Source organism: Aliidiomarina halalkaliphila (genome assembly GCF_007096385.1).
Classification (GTDB): Bacteria; Pseudomonadota; Gammaproteobacteria; order Enterobacterales; family Alteromonadaceae; genus Aliidiomarina; species Aliidiomarina halalkaliphila.
Genome location: NZ_VJWL01000001.1, coordinates 639,106 through 661,098, shown reverse-complemented (window position 1 = coordinate 661,098; position 21,993 = coordinate 639,106). Strand labels below are relative to the sequence as shown.

Here is a 21,993-nt window from a genome sequence, read left to right as displayed (position 1 = left end):
GAGATATGAAATTCAGTGAACAGTGGTTACGCGAGTGGGTAAACCCACAACTGAGCACCGAAGCCTTAGCTGAACAACTCAGTATGGCCGGATTAGAAGTCGATGGCGTTGAACCCGTTGCAGGAGAGTTTACCGGGGTAGTGGTAGGCCAAGTGGTGGCGTGTGAGCAACATCCGAATGCCGATAAATTACGTGTGACCAAGGTCGATATTGGCGCCGATGAGCATCTTGATATTGTGTGTGGTGCGTCTAACTGTCGTACCGGCATCAAAGTGGCGGTAGCCACTGTGGGTGCTGTATTGCCAGGTGATTTCAAGATTAAAAAAAGCAAGCTGCGTGGTGAGCCATCGCACGGCATGCTGTGTTCATCATCTGAGCTGGAACTCAGTGACGAGCATGATGGCATTCTAGAATTGCCCGCGGATGCGCCAATTGGTGAAGATTTCCGTGTCTGGCTTGGGCTCAATGATTCTACCCTCGATATTGACCTCACACCGAATCGCGCCGACTGTTTAGGCGTAAAAGGGTTGGCGCGCGAAGTGGGTGTATTAAATCAGTTAGACGTACGCGAACCGGAAATTAAGGCTGTTGCATCAACGATTAATGACCAGCGCGCGATACATCTAAAGGCCCCTGATGGCTGTCCGCGCTATTTAGGTCGAGTGATTCGCAATTTGGATGTGACGGTAGCGTCCCCGTTGTGGCTACAAGAACGTTTACGCCGCAGTGGGATTCGCTCAATTGATCCTGTAGTCGACGTGACCAACTACGTCCTGTTGGAGCTGGGCCACCCCATGCATGGGTTTGATCTTGATGCAATCAATGGTGACGTACAAGTGCGTTGGGCTCAGGATAAAGAGCAGATTACCTTACTGGATGGCCAAACCGTCACCTTGCAAGATGATGTGTTGCTGATTGCGGATGAGCAGAAGCCTCTGGCTATGGCGGGTATTTTCGGTGGTGAAGGCAGTGGTGTTACTTCGGATACCAAACATATTTTCCTAGAAAGCGCATTCTTTGCACCGGACGCCATTATGGGTCGTGCCCGTCGCTTTGGCTTACACACTGACGCGTCGCACCGCTATGAGCGTGGCGTCGATCCGGAACTACAAGCCACTGCGATGGAACGCGCAACTGCGCTGATTTTATCTATCTGTGGCGGAGAAGCAGGTCCAATTGTTGAGGCAAAATCTTCCGATCACCTCCCTAAGCCGGCGCAAATTACCCTAAGAGCGTCGCGCTTAACGCGTTTGTTAGGCATTTCGGTACCTGCTCAAGACGTAGAGAACATGCTGGCCCGTTTAGGCTTTGCCGTGACTAAAAGCGCTGAAGGCTGGGAAGTTGTTGTACCGACTTATCGCTTTGATATCGCCATTGAAGAAGACCTTATTGAAGAAGTGGCACGCGTATATGGCTATAACAATATCCCCACCGAAGCGCCGCAAGCGGCCTTGCGAATGCAGCGCACGGAAGAGTCTGAAGTGTCGTTGCGGGTGTTTAAGCAAAGCTTGATGGCACAGGGCTACCAAGAAGCTATTACCTATAGTTTTGTCGATCCGAAGCATCAGGCGCTTTTATATCCTGAGCTCCCGGCGCTTACGTTACCGCATCCAATCTCCGTGGATATGTCGTCGATGCGTTTAGGTTTATGGCCAGGTCTATTGGCCGCCGCAGGGTATAACCAGAAACGTCAGCAACCAAATGTTCGTTTGTTTGAATCCGGTTTGCGTTTTGTACCTGATGCAGAGGCAGAGAATGGAATTCGCCAAGAGCCAATGCTTGCGGGTGTTATTACCGGAAGTGTGCAGGGTGAGCATTGGGCTGATGGTACGCGCCCAGTGGATTTCTATGATGTCAAAGGGCATGTCGAGCGGCTGCTTGCGGTAACCGGCGCTGCTCATGAGTTCCGATTTGTGGCTGAAGCACATACGGCATTGCATCCGGGGCAAAGCGCTGGGGTCTATCGGGGTGACACCTTAGTGGGCTTTGTCGGTGGGTTACATCCACAATATGAAAAGACCTTTGGAATTAAAGGCCGTGCTTTTGTATTTGAGCTCGCATTGAACGTGATTCGTGCTCGTGGGATTCCAACTGCTGGCGTGATCTCCCGCTATCCTTCTATCCGCCGCGATATTGCAATTGTGGTAGATCAGCAGGTATTGGCAGGAAATATCCTTGAATCCATTCGGAAAGTTGGCGCAAATCAGTTAGTTGACCTAAACTTATTTGACGTTTATACAGGGGCCAATCTGCCAGAAAATAAAAAGAGTCTGGCAATAGCTCTAACGCTTCAAGCTGCAGACCGTACGCTGGAAGACAGTGAAGTTAACGCACTGATGGAAACGGTTGTGCAGATACTGAAAGATGAATTTAATGCGGTGTTGAGGGACAGTTAATATGGCGCTGACCAAAGCAGAAATTGCAGAGCACTTGTTTGAGAAAGTTGGGATTAATCGCCGTGACGCTAAGGAGCTTGTTGAGCAGTTTTTTGAGGAAATTCGACAAACCCTCGAAAGCGGCGAGCAGGTAAAAATCTCTGGGTTTGGGAATTTTGACCTTCGTGACAAAGCAGAACGTCCGGGACGTAATCCAAAAACGGGTGAGGATATTCCAATTTCTGCTCGGCGGGTGGTGACCTTTAAACCAGGACAAAAGTTTAAAGCACGGGTAGAGGATGCAATTCCTAAAGATAAAGAATAACCCCTAAGATCAAAAAAACACTGGCTTTAAGCCAGTGTTTTTCTTTGTGCGGTTTGCGGATATCCGTTAGCGGAAGAACAAGCTACTAAACGGATTTAGGAGTCGTGCCACACCTGAAGTAAAGTGAAGTGGGGCATCTAAAAACGCCAGGGTTAAACAGCTCTCATCGGCTGTGTGCGGCGTGTGATGTTGATCTGAATCCAAGAAGATAAAGTCACCATCGCGATATTCATCGTGCTCGTCATGAAACACACCATCGATCACGAGAGTTGCTTCATTACCGCGGTGTGTATGCTCTGGTAATTTGGCATTCTCCTGCATATAAATCAGATACATCCGTTCTTCTGCACTGAGCTCCAAGGGCGAACGCCATAAACCTCCGGGCATCTTACTCCAAGGGCCCATACGTGCGGCATGCCGACCTAACGAAGGCGGAACTTTAAAAGATTTACTCTCAAGCACGACATGTTCTTGCAGCGCAGGGCGTTCCGGCATCGCCGGTGCTTCAGACGATAAAATGGATTCAAGCATGGCTGTAAGTTGCGGTTCTGCAACCGGTGACGTTTGATGAAGTTCCCGGGTTGCTAAATGCACTTCGATATCGTGCACAACCGCGCGGCAGCGAGGACACATATCAATATGTGTTCCCACAACTACAGCGAGTGCTGCGTTTAGTTGCCCGCTCACATAGTTCACGAGTAACTCTTCTGAGGGATGAAATTTAATTTTGCTCACTAATTAACTCTCTCAATTTTTGCAACGCAAGCCGTGTGCGTGACTTCACCGTGCCTAGCGGTATGCCTAAGGTGTCGGATACTTCTTGCTGCGACTTCCCTTCGATATAAATCTGCTCAACAACTTCCCGTTGAGCGTCTGGCAATTGCAGATAATATTCACCAATTTCCTGCAATAGAATGCGCGTATCAAGCGCAAAATCTTCATCGCTATCAGACATTTCTTCGGATAGTACTGGCCATAAATCTTCCGCGCTCACATCATTTTGCCGATGCCTATTCTTACGCAGAATATCGAATCGAATGTTCCTCGCGATGGTGAAAATCCAGGTGGTGGGAGAGCCTTTTTCAGGGCTAAATAAATGCGCCTTATGCCACACGTTCGTCATCGTCTCTTGCACTAAATCCATTGCAGTTTGTTCGTTACCAAACTGGCGCGTTGCAAAGGATTGCAAACGCGGCGCGAAATGCCGAAATAACTCGCTGAACGCAACGCGCGAGCGTGTTTTCGCCACTTCTGCTAACAGCTGACCTAAGTGTTCCGCTGTCATCTCTTGGGGTTCCCTTCGCACTGTGCTCATGTACTGACGCGTGTTCCGCTTTTCTGGCATGACTTGCATAGTAGTGTACGCCTTATTTCCCAACAGCACCAATTCCACATATCTCTTTAACGTGTGTCTTGAATGAGTGGATCACATGGGCGGCGATTTTCTCGCGGCTTTTTAACTTGAAGTGTCTAAACAAGCTTAACTCATTGGTTTTGTGCAAATAAATCTTGCAGAAAATTACGAACCGACTGGGTGTAATTGTCTTTTAACAGATTCTGTTTGGTATCTGCTTGTAAGGGCAGGATTTCAAGCCATCGGTGATATACCCATACTGGATCGTTAAGTTGTTTCTGGGGATACAGCTGAGCAAGCTCTGGATAGGACTCAAATACTTCTTGAAGGCGGACGCGTAACTCCTGATCCTGCTCGCTTTCGCTCACTCCGTTGATGGGATGGCGGAGGTGAACATCGCCCACCCGAAGGCCATCGGACTCGGTACGGATCGACTGAATATCAAAGAGCTGATTACCTTCAATGGTAATACCTAAACAGCCATCATCTAAACTTTCGAAGTCGACAATACGCACCAAAGTTCCCACCGAATATATATGTTTGTTGTCTTCCTTGCAGCCATGTGGATTGAGCATACATAAGCCAAACCCTTGCTGCGCACGCAAGGCATCACGAACCATGCGCAGATAGCGTGGTTCATATACGCGCAGTTGCATCCGGCCTCCAGGCAAAACATGGGAGGTGAGTGGAAATAATCCTAATGTTTGTTTACGGTCCTGATTCATAGCGAGTAACCCACAGTACTTCATAATCACCAGAACGCTGGTGCTTTTGTGACAAATCGAAGAGAGTTACGTGAAATGAAAGTAGGTGGATCTATTTTGACCAATTATTTTTATGATGAAGAAGCAATCCTAGAGGTGTAAATCTACGTAATTCATTCTATCGTTATGTAAGCAGCATAAAACGCGGCGTAAATATGATAGGGAAATAGGAGTAATAGCTTTGATATATGTGGGCATTAGCGCATGTTTGTTAGGCCAGAAAGTCCGCTACGATGGGGGCCACAAAGCCTCGTCGTTTTGTCAGCAAGATTTAGGGAAGCATGTGGAGTATTTGCCGCTTTGCCCGGAAGTCGGGATCGGTATGTCGGTGCCTCGCCCAACGATACGATTGGTGGGGGATTCCGACGCGCCGCAGGCAGTGGTGCAAAAAACTGGCGAGAATGTTACAGAGCAGCTGGCTGCATTTGCGCGCGTTCGTGAAAGCCAACTAGTCAAGCTGAGTGGATATATCCTCTGCGCAAAATCACCGAGCTGTGGCATGGAGCGCGTTCGGGTTTACGACGAAGAGAGCAACGCAAATCGCAAAGAGGGCATGGGCATATTTGCAGCAGAACTCCGACGCATGTTTCCAGCCATGCCGATGGAGGAGGATGGTCGTTTGAATGATCCTTTGTTACGGGAAAACTTTGTGCTGCGTTTGTATGTGTATCACGATTGGAAATCGTTGCCGAAGCCTGTGAGTAAGCGTGATCTGTATGAGTTTCATGCACGTCACAAACTTTTGTTATTAGCACATGACCAGCCAACTTACCGTCGGTTAGGGCGTGAACTAGGGGAAGTCAGCGCGCTTTCTGACGAATTCGCTACCCGTTATATTGAAACTTTGATGGGTGCCTTGAGTGCGCCTGCAAGTCGCCGTGACCACACCAATGTACTGCAGCATATTCAAGGCTATTTTTCGGATCAGTTAAACGATGTGCAACGGCAAGAATTAACTGATTTAATCCTGCGCTATCGGCATGGTGAAGAGCCACTCGCGGCACCGCTTACGTTAATGAATAGCTATTTGCGCCAATATCCAGATGCGTATTTGCAGACGCAATCCTATTTTCAACCCTATCCAAATGATCTGAAGCTGCGTTATGGGCTCTAATAGCAAGGCGTTGGTATGGCTGCGTAATGATTTGCGGCTACTCGATAATGACGCCATCTACGGAGCAGCGTCGAATCATGAACGCCTCAACTTTGTTGTGGTGCGCACCCCAGATACATGGCGCGCCCATGATTGGTCGGCGGCAAAGTGGTCGCTGTATCATCGTCAACTGCAATGCCTTGCAAATGATCTCGCAGAACGGGGGCACAGCTTGCATGTGCATACGGTGGCCAGTTTTAAGGATAGTGTCGACTACATAGTCGCGTATGCCACAAAGCAGGACGTACAAGCGATTTATATTAATCGCGAGTATCCGCTGCATGAACGGCAGCGCGATCATAGGTTATGCGTGAACGCTGAGGAAGTAGGCATCCAAGTGGTTCAATACGATAGCAATCTATTGGTGGCTCCGGAACGGATTCAATCGGGAACCGGTAGTTTTTATCGCATGTTTACACCGTTTTTTCGAGCATGGAAAGAGGAGTTGGTCACAGCGGGTTTACCGGGACCCTACCAGCGCAGCGTGATTCCTGACGGTAGTGATAATTCTGCGCCCACCATTGATGTGCGAGTTCCTGATGATATTCCTGGGCAATGTCGACACACCGATGATTGGCTTGTGGGTGAGGCCCAAATTCGCCAGAAAGTATCGGTGTATGTACGTGAGAAAGCGGATCACTACCATCATCTCAGAGATTTGCCCAGTGAAGTAGGCACATCCCAGCTATCTCCTTATTGGGAGATCGGTGCTATTTCACCGCGGATCGCAGCTCATTTTCTGCAAAAGCAAGCGCCAGAGTTCCCCTCTGGACTCTCGGAAGGGATGCATACATGGCTCTCTGAGTTAGCCTGGCGCGAGTTTTACCAGCATCTGATGTTTCATGTGCCGCGATTATCTCGACATAAACCATTTCAAGAAGAAACTGACAATTATCCATGGCGCAAGGATGAAAAAGCCTTTCAGGCATGGTGCGAGGGGCAGACGGGATATCCCATCGTTGATGCGGGCATGCGCCAATTGGCGAAAACCGGATGGATGCATAATCGTGTACGCATGATTGTCGCAAATTTTCTTACCAAAGATTTGCACATGGATTGGCGCCTGGGAGAACAGTGGTTTATGCGAAATTTAATCGATGGCAGTTTCCCCGCAAACAATGGTGGGTGGCAATGGAGCGCCTCGACCGGTACCGATGCAGTGCCTTATTTTCGGGTATTTAATCCTACTCGGCAAAGCGAGAAAGTGGACCCTGATGGGGTGTATATTCGCCGTTGGTTGCCTGAACTCAAGGACGTGCCGATCAAACATATACATGAACCTCATCAGTGGTTGCGGCAATATGATCCGGATAATTCATACCCAGCGCCGATGGTAAATCACAAAGAAGCGCGTGAACGATTTATCGCGAACTTTAAGCAGGTGAAACATGGCAACAATTAAAACGAAGGAACGGCGGGATCTCGTCGATAAATTCAAACATTTCTATGATGACCTTAGCCTCGATTCGTTAAGCGATTTGGGAGAGATTTATCATAAGGAGGTGAGCTTTGTAGATCCTGTCACTCAGGTGAATGGATTAGAGCATTTACACAGCTATCTCGAGCACGGGCTTGCGAACGTAACTTCATGTCACTTTGCGATCCATGAAGAAATGATTAATGCCAAACATGCGTTCGTGGTGTGGCAAATGCGTCTTCATCACGAGAAACTTGCCGGGGGTAGGGAGATTGTTGTTCCAGGAACCAGTCATCTCGTGTTTGCTGAAGATAGCCACAGTATTCGCCATCAAGTGGACTATTACGATCTTGGGTCCATGGTGTACGACCATGTACCGATATTAGGTTGGGCCTTGGGTAAAATTCGCAAACGTATGGTGGACTTCACATGATCTTAATTACCGGTGCAACCTCAGGTATTGGGCGCCAATTAGTGGAAGATTACACGAAGTCAGGCGCGGATGTGGTTGCCTGTGGTCGTAATCTGGAGAAGCTTGCGGGAGTGAAAGATGATTGCAAGGCCCATCAAGGGAAGGTTCTGACCCTCGCATTCGATGTCACCGATCGGGCGCAGACGACCAGAGTGCTCTCGGACTTTTTGCGTGAGCAGGAGATCACCGTTGCCATTTTAAATGCGGGTGTATGCGAATACATTGATGATCCTTTGCATTTTGATGCGGCCTTAGTTGAACGTGTATTCGCTGCTAATTTTTTTGGCGTGGTGTATTGCTTGCAGGCATTACTAGCGCGTATGCCTGTATCGAGCAAAATAGCCATCGTCGATAGCATGGCACGTCAGTTTCCCTTTGTCCGCGCAGAAGCATACGGCGCCAGTAAAGCGGCGATTCATTATTTTGCTCGTTCCCTGCAAGCCGATATAGGACAAAACGGTGTTCAGGTCATCACGATATCTCCAGGCTTTGTGAAAACGCCACTCACGGACAAAAATGACTTTGAGATGCCGATGCGGGTATCTGTCGAACACGCTTCCTTAGCGATACGGCGAGGCATCGCTAAAGGGAAATCACATATTGCCTTTCCTCGGCTGTTTGGAGGCATACTTTCTTTATTAGAACGCTTACCCCGAGGGATCCAAAACTACCTTGCAACACGTATGAAGCAGTCTTAATTGTCAGTGCTTTTCCCGTGATTTAGTTACGGGTTGGCGTGAGACACATACAAACGGTGTTTGGCTTCAGGACGATATATGAAAATTGCAGTTATTGGGGGAGGCGTCGCAGGAATCACCGCGGCCCATTTGCTGTCACAAAAACACGATGTGTTTTTGTTTGAGAAGAATAATTACGTGGGCGGACATACAGCAACCGTGGATGTGGACCTCGATGGACAGCGCTTTGCAATAGACACGGGCTTTATCGTGTTTAATGATCGAACTTACCCGCACTTCAAGGCTTTATTGAAGCAGAATCAGGTTGCCTGGAAAGATACGGAAATGTCGTTCAGTGTACAGAATCCAAATTCTGGTCTTGAGTATAACGGACATAGCCTTTGGACCTTGTTTGCGCAAAAACGTAACTTTTTGCGCCCTCGTTTTTACCGTATGCTGCGGGATATTGTGCGCTTTAACGATCAGGCGAAACAGGCATTTAGTAATCGCTCAGAAGCAGATTTAGCACAGCAGACCTTATCTCAATTTGTCGATGAACTCGCTTTGGGTCAGGAGTTTAGGCACAACTACCTGTATCCCATGTGTGCGGCAATTTGGTCGGCAAGTCTTAAGGAAGCGGCGAATTTCCCGCTGCAGTTTTTCTTACGCTTTTTCATGAACCACGGGCTTCTTAATATCAGTGATCGGCCTCAGTGGCATGTCATTGAAGGCGGTTCACGCTCTTATATTCCGGCATTAACCGCAGCCTTTGCCGATCGCATTCAATTAAATGCTCGCATTGCCACCGTCAGTCGATTGGATAAAGGCGTGGTCATAGTGCATAGCGACGGCCGCGAAGAAAATTTTGATGAAGTGATATTCGCGTGCCATAGTGCTCAAGCCTTGGCGTTGCTTGCTGATCCGTCATCGGAAGAGAAAGAAATTCTTGGTGGAATTCCATACCAAGATAACGATGTGGTCTTGCATACGGATATCTCGCAGTTACCGAAACGCAAAGCCGCTTGGGCCAGTTGGAATTACCTATTACCACAACACAAAGATGGGGAGCTTCACCCTGCCACGGTGACGTACAACATGAATATTTTGCAGGGAATCACGCACCCATCGAAAACGTTCTGCGTGACGCTCAATAATACCGCTGCGATTGATCCCAATAGGATCTTACGGCGATTTACCTACGCCCATCCGGTGTATTCCGTGGATTCATTTGCAAAACGGCAACGACGACTAGAAATTTGTGGTAAACGCCACACCCATTTTTGCGGTGCCTATTGGTACAGCGGCTTTCATGAAGACGGGGTGCGCAGTGCTGTAGATATCGCCCATCGCTTCGGCATAGAAGGGCCGGATGATGCGGGCAATGCTGCGCTACATCAGATGAAAGGCGCTGTATGAGTAAAGACATGTCTGAACAGGCTGCAGGGCACGGTATTTATTGGGGGAATGTTCGACACCGACGTTTTACCCCAAAATCCCACCGTTTTAATTATCGCGTGATGCAGTGGTGGTTTAACCTTGACGCCCTGGACGCTGCAGAGCGTCAATCCAAACTCTTGTCAACGAGTCACAAGCGCGCTTATTTTCGCTTTCATGAGCCTGATTACGTCCCCAGTGTACCGCGCAATGGCAGCATTGCCGATTGTCATACGCTCGCCGATGCGGTTCGTCACAAAATGGCGGAGTTAGCCGGGAAACCGGTAATAGGCACCGTGTTTTTCTTAGGAAATATTCGTACCTTTGGGCTCTTCTTTAGCCCTATTAACTGTTACTACCTGCGCGATAATCAAGGTGAGTTTCGCTATATGCTTGCTGAGGTAAGTAATACGCCTTGGAACGAACGGCATTATTATTTATTAGATCTTAGCGATGTGCGTGATCACGAGAAAGCGTTTCACGTCTCTCCCTTTAACCCGATGAATATGCGGTATCACTGGCGCCTCACGAAACCGTCGATGGATACCGGGAGCCCTTTACTCGTGCACATTGAATGCCACGTTGATGAGAAACATTTTGACGCCAGTCTTGCCTTAACCCGTGAACCATTGAACCAGAGTACGATTCGCAACGTATTTAGACGACACCCATTGATGATTTTAAAAATTCTCGGTGGGATTTATTGGCAAGCATTGAAATTATTGATCAAACGGGTGCCGTTCTATGGGCACCCGGGTAAGCCCAACAACAAAGTTTCAGATAACGGCGCGAACAGCCGCTCCAAGGAATCTTAGTATGAGAATGTCGCAAGGAAATACGGCTTTAATGGAATCCGGTGAAATGTCACGTATTGAGCGTTTCACTCGGCAGCTGTTGTTTAAGGTGTTAAATCAGCTTGCAGAAGGTGAGCTGCGAATTCTAGAACAAGGTGAGGAAGTAGGGCGCTTCGGAAAACGTGGTGCAAGCCCAGCAGCGGTGATTGATATTCAGTCCGCGGCCACCTATCGGCGTTTTCTGTTTGAAGGTGATATCGGCGCTGGCGAATCTTTTGTTGCGGGTGAATGGACATCCCCTGATCTTACGAAAGTGATTGAATTATTTGCGGCGAATTTGCATGTCATGGATCGCCTTGAAAAAAAGCTGGCTTGGTTGAGCTGGCCGCTCCAACGCATCACACATTTGCGTCGTAGAAATAGTAAAACCCGCGCCAAAGAGAATATTGCAGCTCATTATGACCTTGGCAACGAGCTCTATGAGCGTTTCTTGGATAGTCGTATGCAGTATTCAAGTGCGGTCTATCCGTCGCATGATACCACCTTGGAACAAGCGCAAGAGGCCAAGCTCGCGCGCTTGTGCGATATGCTCGCCCTCACGCCAGACGATCATTTGGTAGAAATTGGCACCGGTTGGGCCGGGTTGGCGATTTTTGCGGCCAAACACTATGGTTGCCGCGTAACCACCACGACCATCTCTGAAGCACAGTACCAACACGCGCAAATTCTTGTAAAACAGGAAGGCCTTGAAGATAAAATCACCCTTCTTAAAGAAGACTATCGAGATCTGCAGGGGCAGTACGATAAGTTGGTGTCGGTGGAGATGATTGAAGCCGTGGGCGCTGAATACATGCCTGTGTTCTTTAAAAAGTGTAACGATTTATTGAAACCCGGTGGCACCATGGTGCTACAAGCAATCACCATTGCAGATCAGCGTTTGGATAGTTATAACCGCAACGTGGATTTTATCCAGAAACATATCTTTCCTGGGGGGTATTTGCCGTCTGTGGAGCTGGTCAGTCGTATGTTCCGCAAGCATACGCAGCTTGTGATGCGGGAATTAACGGATATTGGATTTGATTATGCTCACACCTTACGCGATTGGCGGATTCGATTTAACCATCGAGCAGAGGAACTGAAGGCATTCGGTTACGATGACCGTTTCGCCCGCCTTTGGAACTACTACTTGTGCTATTGCGAAGGTGGCTTTTTACAGCGCACCATTTCGGCGGTGCAACTCAAGGCTACCAAAGCCTCCCACGCGAGCTAATATGAACCCACGCATTATCGCTTTTGTCATCTTTGATGGGGTGTGGTTAAGCGCCGTCTGGGGGCGTGATCCTTGGCTGTGGCTCACGGCGCTAATGATTGCTGTCATGTTTGCCGCTACCCCTGCCGCTCTATGGCGGCAACGCCGCGCCTTTATTGCTATTTTACTCGTGGGACTATTGGTGGAATGGCTCACCGTCCTATTCGGCGTGATTCAATTTACCGGAACCAATGGCATTCCTGCGTGGCTTTATCTGCTTTGGGTCGGATTCACTGGAATGGCCTTGGTGGTATTCGATTGGTTACACCGCCGTTACCTACTTGCGGCTATTGCGGGAGCAATATTTGGTCCCGTGACCTATCTTGCGGGTGCTCGCTTCGGCGCTGCAGAACTTCTTCTCCCCGTGCCTTGGGTGATAGCGGTTTACGCAATAGCATGGGCACTGCTCATGATATTTATTTCACGCTTGGTCAATCCAGAGGCCCTAAAATCCCGTAAGTAAGTTCATGGTGATTCGTGCGCTCGCGTTGCGTAGGAGGAATGATGAAACGTTGTATGGGGTTACTTGCTGTGGGTGTAACGATACTCTGCGCCTCGGGTACGGCACTTGCTTCAGATTATGGACGCTGTGCTGAACAGATGTGGGAAGCAGAGTACAGCCAGGTGGATTGGGAAAAGGTAGGGGAGACACGTCTTCGCGTTATGCTATTTCGTATTTACGACGCCCAATTATACACAGATACCGGCCGCCATTCTGATGCGCAAGCTGTTGCCTTACGTATCAATTACGGACGTTCCTTTACTGCCAATACCTTAGTGGATCAAACCCGCGATGAGTGGGAACGTATGGGCTATACGATTGATGAAGAGAAAAAATCTTGGCTCCAAGAGCTGGCGAAAATCTGGCCCGATGTAGAGCGTGGCGATTGTATTGTGGCCCATACCTTGGGCAACGGGACCACGTATTTTCATGGGGAAACAGGGTTACTTGGCTCTATCCAAGCAGACGGGTTCGCGGAACGATTTCTGGGGATTTGGTTGTCGGAAGATGCGCGTTTTCGCAGCAACCGTGATGAACTCGTTGGTGCTGCCAGCGAATAGGGTTGAATTATAAACAGGTTACAGCTGCGATGCAGTGGGAGTTCAGAATGAATAAATGGTGGTGGTTTGGGGCAGTTACACTATTTTTGAGCGCGTGCTCAACGCATATTTCTGATTATGAGCATGTGGAGCCGCGGCTTGCGCTTGATAAATTCTTTGTCGGTGAACTCGTGGCCTATGGAATGGTTCAAGATCGATCTGGAAAGGTGACGCAACGTTTTCGTGCAGATATTGTGGCAACGTGGGACGGTAACCAAGGGATTTTAGACGAAGTATTTTACTGGGATGATGGTCGCGAAGAAACGCGGGTTTGGGAAATCACCAAGACGGGTCCAAATAGTTATGAAGGCACTGCCGGTGATGTTGTGGGTACTGCGCGAGGAACCACTGCGGGTAACGCGCTACATTGGGTGTACCAACTAGAAGTACCTTGGCGCGATGGCACCATTGCCATTACGTTGGATGACTGGATGTTTTTACTGGATGACGACCGCTTGGTAAACAAAACCGAGATGCGCAAATTTGGTTTTCGTGTCGGTGAAATTACAATTTTTATTGAGCGTAAAGAATAGGAAAAAGTGAGTAGCCGCCGGAGCGGCTACTGAACTTAGGATGTTATTGCATTCCTCGTGGAAGGCGGGCCGCTGGTTGTTCTTCCAGCTTCTGTTTCCAAAGCTCTTTTGCGGTAAGGCCGCCACTGCTTGATTTCTTGGAGGTTGCCGGTTTGGCCTTGCTGCTCGCTTTCTTCGCTGCTGGGGCTTTTTTAGCGGCAGGGGCTTTCTTGGTTGCTGTTTCTTTTTTGGCTGTAGCGGCTTTCTTAGGCGCAGCCGCTTTTTTAGCTGCAGGCGCTTTCTTATCTACGGCAGCTTTCTTTCCGCCACCTAATGATTTCGCGTCCTTAGCAAGTTGAGCGAGGCGCACATTCTTGCCGCCATCAACACTATACCAGCCGTTGTTGTCTTCAATTTTGGGCTTTTTGCCGTTGGCTTTTTCGTAAGCCGCTGTAAAGTCGGCAAGCACCTGCTCTTTGTCAAGTTTGCTCATCGTTGTTTCCCTGTGTGGTAACATAGATTAATGTGTTTACAGTATTTTTATACCTAACTTTACGGCAACTGTCTAATCCATCGCCGTGTGGAACTCAGCATAAGAGGTGTTTTCGTGTTACGCACAGACGTCATTCGCTTACTTGATTCTTGGTTACAGCCTCAATTGATTCAGGATTATTGCCCTAATGGCTTACAAGTAGAGGGGCGAGAAGATATTCGTCATGTAATTACTGGCGTGACCGCAAGCCAAAACTTAATTGACGCAGCCATCCAAGCGGGTGCCGATACCTTGTTGGTTCATCATGGTTATTTTTGGAAAGGTGAAGATGCCCGTGTGATTGGTATGAAACAACGTCGCCTGAAGGCGTTGCTCGCCTATGATATGAATCTAATTGGCTATCATCTGCCGTTAGATATCCATCCTGACTTTGGCAATAATGCGGAAATGTTGCGTTTAATGGGTGCCGAAGAAGCTCAAGGCATTGTCGGTGTGAAACCCGATGGTATTTTAATGATGGGGACTTTGCCCGAGGCAAAAAGCGGCTATGAATTGGCCGATCAAATTGAAACATTGCTTGAGCGCACGTTGGTGGCGGTGGAACTGAGCGAACAACCTATTCGCCGTATTGCCATATGCACCGGCGGCGGTCAGAGCTTTATCGAACAAGCTGTTGCTGCTGGCGCTGATGCTTTTATCACCGGTGAAGTAAGCGAGCAAACCATTCACGTGGCCAGAGAATGTGGAATACAATTTTTTGCTGCGGGTCATCACGCCACAGAGCGTTACGGTGTGAGAGCGCTCGGTGAGCGTTTAGCCGCTGAAACCGATATTCAGGTAGACTTTCTTGATATGGACAACCCTGCTTAATGAGCTCTCGAGATCCTCAAGATCGCGCTTTTGCCACGGATGTGGATGAGTTTGATCGCAATATTTATGCCACCGGAAAGGGGAAAATTCGTGAGGCTGTACTCGCAGCAGACCTGAACGCTTTGATTCACAGTGCGCGTCCATTACGGGTGCTTGATATTGGCGCTGGGTTAGGGCAGGTCAACACCTGGTTTGCGGCAGCAGGGCATGAGGTGATCCACACGGACATATCTCAGGACATGGTGGACAAAGCAAAACTACGCCATCAGGCTCTGGGTCTATCGGAGCGGTATCACTATTACGTTGCGGATTTGCAATCCTTGGAGAGTATAGTTCCCGATCAAGAATTTGATGTGGTGCTGTGTCATGCAGTTTTGGAGTGGCTAGCCCAACCTTTCGCGGCATTACCTTTATTAGCAAAACGCGTCGCTGCAGGTGGTTGGCTATCATTGATGTTCTATAACGTTCATGCAAAACGTATGGCTAACATGGTGTATAGCAACTTTGACTATGTAGCCAACGACCTTCAAGTAAAGAAAAAAGTCCGTTTTAGCCCGAATCATCCGTTAGATCCTGGGGTTGTGTTGGCCCGTATGCAGCAGTTTCCGCTAACGCTATTTCGACATAGCGGGGTACGCTGTTTTCACGACTATATTCGCCCCCCAGAGTTTGACTTCGAGAAATTATTGCAGCTTGAGCTACGCTATCGTCACCAGGAGCCATATCGTGCGCTGGGACGCTATCAACACACGTTATTTAGAAAGGAGTATCGATGAACCAATCAACAACCAGTTCGCTCAAAGTGGCCTTTATTGGTATGGGCGTGATGGGCTATCCGATGGCGGGTCATCTCGCTCGTGCAGGCTATGAAGTTACCGTTTATAACCGAACGCAAGCCAAGGCAGACCAATGGGTGGCCGAATTCGGAGGTACCCGGGCGGATACACCAAAGGCAGCCGCAGACAACAAAGATGCGGTGTTCGTCTGTGTGGGCAATGACGACGATGTACGCAGTGTGATTTATGGCGATTCCGGCATTCTTGCTGGGTTAAAAAAGGATGCGGTATTGGTCGATCACACGACCGCATCAGCAGATTTAGCTCGGGAATTAGGCGAGGCCGCTGCGGGCCATGGAGCGGCTTTTCTAGACGCGCCTGTATCTGGAGGTCAGATTGGTGCCGAAAACGGCCAGCTCACGGTTATGGTGGGCGGTGCGGCCTCCGTGTTGTCGCGTGTACAGCCGTTAATGGATACGTTTTCCAAGTTTGTTGGGCTACAAGGTCCAGTCGGTAGTGGTCAGCTTGCGAAAATGGTCAATCAGATTTGTATCGCGGGTGTGGTTCAAGGGCTTTCCGAAGGCCTCGCTTTCGCCAAGCGCGCGGGACTGGATCCAGAGAAACTGGTGGATGCGATCAGCAAGGGCTCTGCAGGGAGCTGGCAGATGGAAAATCGTTCCCACACGATGTGGAAAGATGAATTCGAATTTGGCTTTGCGGTCGATTGGATGCGCAAAGATTTGGGAATCGCACTGGCGGAAGCAAACCGCAATGGCGCTCGTTTACCGGTGACCGCGCTGATTGACCAATTTTACGCGGATGTGCAGCAAGCCGGTGGTCGGCGCTGGGATACCAGCAGTTTAATTACACGACTCAAGTAACGAATGGGCTAGCGCCTGCTGCGTTTGGAAGCATGCGTAGATTAGCCATGTGAGATGCATAAAAAAACCCCGCTCTGAAGCGGGGTTTCGTGTTTTATTGGGACGTTGGAATTAACGCACACCCATACGGCGTAACGCCTGAGTTGTGAAGTCTGAGCGACGTGGAGTGATATCAAAGTTCATGAAATCACCTTCTTCGTTGGCTAGACCCAATACCAGGTAACGGCCATTGTTGAGGTCGTACAGCGCTTCTGCAGACATCCACGGAACGTCGTTTCCATAATATTGCACGTTATAGGCTTCACCTACGCGCCACAACTGACCACGACCGTCGTAATGGTCGATCACCGATGCGGTCCAAGTATCTTCGTCGATGAAGAAGTTACGCTTGGCATAAATATGACGCTCGCCATCTTTAAGTGTACCTTCAACAACCCATACCCGATGCAGTTCGTAACGAACGTAGTCTTGGTTCATGTGGCCAGGCTTAATGATATCCGTATAGCGAAGGCTATCGTCTAACAACTTATAGTTGTTGTACGGGATATACATTTCTTTCTTGCCGACTAGTTTCCAATCGTATTTGTCTGGAGCACCGTTGAACATATCGAGGCCATCGGAAGTACGAAGACCATCTGCTGCGGTACCCGGACCGTCGTAAGCAACACTTGGTGCCCGACGAACACGGCGCTGACCGGCATTATATAACCATGCGCGGCGAACTTCTTTTACTTGGTTGATGGTGTCATGTACCAACAGGATGTTACCGGTCTGCGATGCAGGGGCCAGAACTTCTTGTAAGAAGTAGAAAAGAATGTTGTCGTCTGCACGCTCATCGCGACCACCTTGCAGGTTTTCAGGCCATACGAGTTGCTCACGTAAACGTACCATTTCAAAGCGACCATTCGTTTGTACTGGGAATTGTCCCACAGTACGCTGAACGGCACCGCCACGATAACGCGTTAAGTGGTTCCAAATGACTTCCAATCCGGTTTCTGGAATCGGGAAGGGCACATAGCCTTGGAATCCGTCTAATCCAGACCCGCCTTCAACTAAGCTGGCATTGGTCGCATTCTGTTTTACGATATCGTAAATTTCTTGCGGATAAGCCGCTGTGCGACGTGTCTGGTAAATATTCATTTTGTACGTGTCATACCGTTCGAACATAGCGATTTGACCTGGGCTCAGGCGATCGCGATGCTCATCAAGGTTGTCACGGGTAATGGTGTAAAGAATTTCGTCATCCGGAAAAGGATTCTGCGGACGGCGTACGTCTTCACCAGGACGACTATATCCGCCTGTCCACTCCGGAATACGTCCATCAGCGCTTCCGGCACGCTCAGCGCCTAATGGAGTCAGATCTTGACCCAATCGCGCAGCTTCTTCTGCAGAAACTGCTGCACTGACGCTCGCAGAGACCAGCGATAACGCCATGACTCCAGCAGTAAGCATGATTTTCTTCATTGTCGTTGTCCTTAGTTCCTGTACGTTCTTTTAATTGGAACACCAGTCCGGAATTTAGTTCCGGATGGAGTTACACCTAAGCTACACCAAATTCTACTAAAATAAAATATGTAGAATTTTTGTATTAAATACTAGCGAATATAAGAAAAATTTGGCCTCAGGGGTTTTCAAACGCCCGTTAGACTATACAATCGGAAGAATAACAAAGAAAGGTCGGTTCGCCGATTAAAATTAAACGACTGGAGTAAATCTATGAAACGGATTGCGTTGGCTGGGCTGTTGACCGCCATCCTTGCTGGTCCCCAAGCATTAGCTGAGGACGAGGTAGAGCGTTACGATCCGCTATTCACACCAGCCCCACAGGCGCGTTTAGCGACCCAAGGGAAATTAGTTGGTTTAGAACAAGTGAATGGAAATTTTTATGCGGTAGGCGCACTTGGCACCGTCGTGAAGTATTACGCAGACGGCGACTGGGTACAGCGAGATATTCCCACTAGTGTTTTACTCACTGCCGTTCATGCGGTGGATCAGGAGCACCTTTGGGCGGTGGGTCATGAAGGCGTAATTCTGCAGAGCACCGATGGCGGGGTGACGTGGGAATTTCGCATGGATGGCCTTCAGTTGTTGGAGATGGAATACGAATGGCTGCAAGAACGTGAAGCATACTTTGAAGATGCTATCGCAGAAACAGATGATGAATACGAGCGGGAAGATCTCGAATTCCAGTTAGACGAATTAATGTTCCACATCGGTGGGGCGGAAATCCAGTTTGAAGTGGGCCCGACCAAGCCTTTTCTCGATGTACTCTTTTTAAACCGTGACATCGGTTTAGTAGTAGGGGCATACGGAACTATTTTGCGCACCACTGACGGCGGCGATACCTGGTCGATAAATACCGATGCCATTGATAACCCCGTGGGGTATCACCCCAACAAACTCGTGCTCGCAGCAGATGGCACCTTGGTGTTAGTGGGCGAAGCGGGATTGTTAGCGCGGAGCGACGATCAAGGGGAAACGTTTGAGATGTTAGATTCTCCTTACCATGGTTCGTTGTTTGGTGCGCTTTATGATCAGCAAAATCAGTTATGGGTGTATGGTTTGCGCGGTAATGTATTTGTGTCTGACAACGATGGTGAAACCTTTACCGATGTTCAAGTTAATACGCGCTATAACCTCAATAGCGGCACGGTGTTGGCGGATGGACGCGTTGTTTTGGTCGGTCACTCCGGTGTGATTGTGGTTATTGACCCCGATACGCTCGAAAGTACGCTTTATTCTCACGAAACCAACTCACCTCTCTCTGGTGTGCGTGAAAGCGCAGAAAATACATTAATCTTGGTAGGTCGCGCGGGTGTGCAAACCTTCCAACTGCCTGCACGTATCGGCCACTAAGGGGACATGGAACTCATGCAAGAACAACAAAACACTTCGACACATGGCAAAGCGTCTCTGGCTGAGAACCTGCTGTTTAAGTATCGTTTACTTTGGGTGTTGATTTTTGCGGGACTGACAGCATTTTTGCTGTATCACGCCGCACAAGTGCGCCCGGATGCATCCTTTCGTAAAATGATTCCAGCGAACCACGAGTTCGTGCAAAACTTCTTCAAATATGAAGATGATTTGGCCACCATGGGGAATGCCATTCGGGTGTCTGTAGAGACCACCGACGGCACTATCTTTGAAGCGGAATTCCAAGAACTTCTGCGTGAGGTAACCGACGAACTTTCCTTTGTGCGCGGTGTAAACCGCTCGGGAATGCGCTCGATTTGGACGCCTAATGTACGCTGGTCGGAGGTAACCGAAGAAGGGTTCGTCGGTGGCCCAGTCATCCCAGATACCTACGACGGTTCTGAAGAATCTCTGGAGCAATTGCGGCAAAACATATTACGCTCCGGCACCGTTGGTGATTTGGTGGCGAATAACTTCCGCTCGGCATTGATTTATGTGCCGCTGAACGAAATCGATCCAGAAACCGGTGAGCGCTTGGATTACCACGAGTTTGGCCAGCGTTTAGAACGGGATATTCGTGAGCGTTTTGAATCCGATACGATCAATATTCAGATCGTCGGCTTCGCCAAGGTCGTCGGCGATCTCATCGACGGCGCCATGTTGGTGGGCGGGTTCTTCATCCTCGCCATGTTTATTACGTTGGGGATGCTATTTTTATACAGTCGCTGTCTGCGCAGCTCCTTGGTGGTTTTGCTCTGTTCCATTGTTGCCGTCATTTGGCAACTAGGGATTATCAAACTTATCGGCAGTGGAATTAACCCATATTCCATGTTGGTACCGTTTTTAGTGTTTGCTATTGGGGTTAGCCACGGGGTGCAAATTATCAACGCTGTGATGGCCAATCGGGCCGATGGTGAAGATAAAATCAATGCGGCACGTTTGGCTTTCCGTGGCTTATATGTTGCAGGTCTTACTGCATTAGCATCAGATGCCATCGGTTTTACGACCTTGATGGTCATCGACGTTGAAGTGATTAAAGAGCTGGCGATAGCGGCCAGTATTGGTGTTGCGGTTATCGTACTGACCAATTTAGGGTTGTTACCGATTCTTACCTCGTACTTGGACGTTTCCAAAGGCGGCGTGGCGTATTTGCAGAAGGTACGCAAAGGATCCCATCCAGTGCTCACTTTATTTGGCCGCTTTACACAGCCAAAATGGGCCATGGGTGCCGTTGCCGTCGCTTTAATGATGACGGTGTGGGGAGTGTATCAATCCCAAAACCTACAAATTGGTGACTTGGATAGCGGCGCGCCTGAATTACGAGCGGACTCACGATACAATTTAGATAACGCATTCCAAGTCGAAAACTATAGCGCCAGCACAGATATCTTTGTGGTGATGGTGGAAACAGCGCCAGGTCAGTGTATCGACTATAAGAACATGGCACTTATGGATCGTTTCCAGTGGCATATGGAAAACGTACCTGGGGTGCAAAGCGTACGCTCAATTGTGTACGTGTCGAAGCTCGGTATGGCGGGTATCAACGAGGGGAACCTCAAATGGGGTAGCGTGAATCGCGATAATTTCGTGATTAATGCGTCTATTGGACAACGCCCAAGTGGTTTGTTTAATGGCGAATGTTCTATGGCCCCGGTGATTTTATATCTTAACGACCATAAAGCCGATACCTTAAACCGGGTGGTGGATGAAGTTCGTGCGTTTGCGTCACAGTTCCCAACTGAGGATGTGGAGTTTTTAATGGCCGCGGGTAATGCGGGTATCGAAGCGGCCACCAACAAGGTGATTGAAGACGCGCAGTTCCGTATGCTGATGTGGGTTTATGGGGTGGTCATCGCTTTATGTTTGATTACCTTCCGTAGCATTCGAACGGTTATTTGCATTGTGTTACCACTGATGTTTACCACGGTAATGAGCCAAGCTTTGATGGCAAAACTCGGCATCGGTGTGAAGGTAGCAACCTTGCCTGTGATTGCGCTTGGGGTCGGTATTGGTGTGGATTATGGTATTTATATCTACTCGAAGATCCGCGAAGCCTTGAATCAAGGAATGGAATTGGCCGAGAGCTATCTGTATGCCTTATCAAAAACAGGTAAAGCGGTTGGTTTCACCGGTTTAACCTTGGCTATTGGTGTGGCTACGTGGATGTGGTCGCCGATTCAGTTCCAGGCCGATATGGGCTTGCTATTAACCTTTATGTTCCTATGGAATATGCTCGGTGCGCTCATTCTAATTCCTGCGCTTGCATGCCTATTCCGGGTGGGCCCAAAATCAGAACCGAAGGCCTTAGGTAGTAATAATTAACCGTTACGGGAACCATGAATAGAAAACGCGGCCTCACGGGCCGCGTTTTTT

Annotated in this window: 22 protein-coding genes; 17 read left to right on the top strand and 5 right to left on the bottom strand. The window is 48.9% G+C overall.

Annotation, left to right across the window (positions count from 1 at the left end):
* Positions 1-5: 5 nt before the first annotated feature.
* Together pheT and ihfA are read left to right on the top strand one after the other, a co-directional pair.
* Positions 6-2,396 carry a phenylalanine--tRNA ligase subunit beta gene (gene pheT, locus FM042_RS03080; protein WP_143234272.1) on the top strand — a complete coding sequence of 797 codons (2,391 nt, stop codon included), beginning with the start codon at positions 6-8 and terminating at the stop codon, positions 2,394-2,396.
* Position 2,397: 1 nt separating this feature from the next.
* The gene (gene ihfA / locus FM042_RS03075) at positions 2,398-2,700 is read left to right on the top strand and encodes an integration host factor subunit alpha (RefSeq protein WP_143234271.1); all 303 of its coding nucleotides are present in this window, start codon (positions 2,398-2,400) and stop codon (positions 2,698-2,700) included.
* Between the two features lie 66 nt (positions 2,701-2,766).
* On the opposite strand, the gene FM042_RS03070 is transcribed toward ihfA, so the two are convergent.
* From FM042_RS03070 to FM042_RS03060, 3 genes are all read right to left on the bottom strand, one after another.
* Positions 2,767-3,435 (bottom strand): ChrR family anti-sigma-E factor, encoded by a 669-nt coding sequence (locus FM042_RS03070; RefSeq protein WP_232366342.1) that lies wholly within the window; start codon positions 3,433-3,435, stop codon positions 2,767-2,769.
* Positions 3,422-4,015 carry a sigma-70 family RNA polymerase sigma factor gene (locus FM042_RS03065; protein WP_408608846.1) on the bottom strand — a complete coding sequence of 198 codons (594 nt, stop codon included), beginning with the start codon at positions 4,013-4,015 and terminating at the stop codon, positions 3,422-3,424. Before FM042_RS03065 ends, FM042_RS03070 begins: the two co-directional genes overlap by 14 nt.
* Positions 4,016-4,185: 170 nt before the next feature.
* Positions 4,186-4,779, bottom strand: a complete 594-nt coding sequence (locus FM042_RS03060; RefSeq protein ID WP_143234269.1) for an LON peptidase substrate-binding domain-containing protein — start codon at positions 4,777-4,779, stop codon at positions 4,186-4,188.
* A gap of 220 nt (positions 4,780-4,999) precedes the next feature.
* Between FM042_RS03060 and FM042_RS03055 the strand changes: the two genes are divergently transcribed.
* The 10 genes from FM042_RS03055 to FM042_RS03010 all read left to right on the top strand — a co-directional run bounded on the left by FM042_RS03055 (position 5,000) and on the right by FM042_RS03010 (position 13,708).
* Entirely contained in the window at positions 5,000-5,932 is a 933-nt protein-coding gene (locus FM042_RS03055) for a YbgA family protein (RefSeq protein ID WP_143234268.1), read from the top strand.
* Positions 5,922-7,373, top strand: coding sequence for a deoxyribodipyrimidine photo-lyase (phrB, locus tag FM042_RS03050; protein WP_143234267.1), 1,452 nt, complete (start codon positions 5,922-5,924; stop codon positions 7,371-7,373). The genes FM042_RS03055 and phrB overlap by 11 nt, the downstream gene beginning before the upstream one ends.
* On the top strand, positions 7,360-7,821 hold the full coding sequence (locus FM042_RS03045) for a nuclear transport factor 2 family protein (RefSeq protein ID WP_143234266.1): 462 nt from the start codon (positions 7,360-7,362) through the stop codon (positions 7,819-7,821). The genes phrB and FM042_RS03045 overlap by 14 nt, the downstream gene beginning before the upstream one ends.
* Entirely contained in the window at positions 7,818-8,558 is a 741-nt protein-coding gene (locus tag FM042_RS03040) for an SDR family NAD(P)-dependent oxidoreductase (RefSeq protein WP_143234265.1), read from the top strand. The genes FM042_RS03045 and FM042_RS03040 overlap by 4 nt, the downstream gene beginning before the upstream one ends.
* Before the next feature lie 78 nt (positions 8,559-8,636).
* Complete coding sequence (locus FM042_RS03035; protein ID WP_143234264.1) at positions 8,637-9,953, top strand: NAD(P)/FAD-dependent oxidoreductase; 1,317 nt, start codon at positions 8,637-8,639, stop codon at positions 9,951-9,953.
* Complete coding sequence (locus FM042_RS03030; RefSeq protein ID WP_232366339.1) at positions 9,950-10,786, top strand: DUF1365 domain-containing protein; 837 nt, start codon at positions 9,950-9,952, stop codon at positions 10,784-10,786. Before FM042_RS03035 ends, FM042_RS03030 begins: the two co-directional genes overlap by 4 nt.
* Before the next feature lie 7 nt (positions 10,787-10,793).
* Positions 10,794-12,035, top strand: coding sequence for a class I SAM-dependent methyltransferase (locus FM042_RS03025; RefSeq protein WP_143235592.1), 1,242 nt, complete (start codon positions 10,794-10,796; stop codon positions 12,033-12,035).
* 1 nt (position 12,036) lies between these two features.
* Complete coding sequence (locus FM042_RS03020; protein ID WP_185960675.1) at positions 12,037-12,537, top strand: DUF2878 domain-containing protein; 501 nt, start codon at positions 12,037-12,039, stop codon at positions 12,535-12,537.
* Positions 12,538-12,575: 38 nt separating this feature from the next.
* A complete protein-coding gene (locus tag FM042_RS03015) occupies positions 12,576-13,136 on the top strand; it encodes a chalcone isomerase family protein (RefSeq protein ID WP_143234262.1) in 561 nt (186 codons plus the stop codon).
* 47 nt (positions 13,137-13,183) lie between these two features.
* Positions 13,184-13,708, top strand: coding sequence for a DUF3833 domain-containing protein (locus FM042_RS03010; protein ID WP_143234261.1), 525 nt, complete (start codon positions 13,184-13,186; stop codon positions 13,706-13,708).
* Positions 13,709-13,751: 43 nt separating this feature from the next.
* On the opposite strand, the gene FM042_RS03005 is transcribed toward FM042_RS03010, so the two are convergent.
* Positions 13,752-14,180, bottom strand: a complete 429-nt coding sequence (locus FM042_RS03005; protein ID WP_143234260.1) for a hypothetical protein — start codon at positions 14,178-14,180, stop codon at positions 13,752-13,754.
* Positions 14,181-14,294: 114 nt separating this feature from the next.
* Between FM042_RS03005 and FM042_RS03000 the strand changes: the two genes are divergently transcribed.
* The 3 genes from FM042_RS03000 to FM042_RS02990 are packed head-to-tail and all read left to right on the top strand — an operon-like array spanning position 14,295 to position 16,707.
* Positions 14,295-15,050: a Nif3-like dinuclear metal center hexameric protein gene (locus tag FM042_RS03000; protein ID WP_143234259.1), complete on the top strand. Its 756-nt coding sequence runs from the start codon at positions 14,295-14,297 to the stop codon at positions 15,048-15,050.
* Positions 15,050-15,826, top strand: coding sequence for a methyltransferase domain-containing protein (locus tag FM042_RS02995; RefSeq protein ID WP_143234258.1), 777 nt, complete (start codon positions 15,050-15,052; stop codon positions 15,824-15,826). Before FM042_RS03000 ends, FM042_RS02995 begins: the two co-directional genes overlap by 1 nt.
* Positions 15,823-16,707 (top strand): NAD(P)-dependent oxidoreductase, encoded by an 885-nt coding sequence (locus tag FM042_RS02990; RefSeq protein ID WP_143234257.1) that lies wholly within the window; start codon positions 15,823-15,825, stop codon positions 16,705-16,707. The genes FM042_RS02995 and FM042_RS02990 overlap by 4 nt, the downstream gene beginning before the upstream one ends.
* Before the next feature lie 111 nt (positions 16,708-16,818).
* Here the strand turns inward: FM042_RS02990 and FM042_RS02985 are convergent, their stop codons facing one another.
* Complete coding sequence (locus tag FM042_RS02985; RefSeq protein ID WP_143234256.1) at positions 16,819-18,171, bottom strand: DUF1329 domain-containing protein; 1,353 nt, start codon at positions 18,169-18,171, stop codon at positions 16,819-16,821.
* A 252-nt stretch (positions 18,172-18,423) separates the two neighbouring features.
* Here FM042_RS02985 and FM042_RS02980 point away from each other — a divergent pair, with 252 nt between their 5' ends.
* Both FM042_RS02980 and FM042_RS02975 read left to right on the top strand, forming a co-directional pair.
* The gene (locus tag FM042_RS02980) at positions 18,424-19,563 is read left to right on the top strand and encodes a WD40/YVTN/BNR-like repeat-containing protein (protein ID WP_143234255.1); all 1,140 of its coding nucleotides are present in this window, start codon (positions 18,424-18,426) and stop codon (positions 19,561-19,563) included.
* Between the two features lie 15 nt (positions 19,564-19,578).
* Positions 19,579-21,942: an efflux RND transporter permease subunit gene (locus FM042_RS02975; RefSeq protein WP_143234254.1), complete on the top strand. Its 2,364-nt coding sequence runs from the start codon at positions 19,579-19,581 to the stop codon at positions 21,940-21,942.
* Positions 21,943-21,993: the final 51 nt, after the last annotated feature.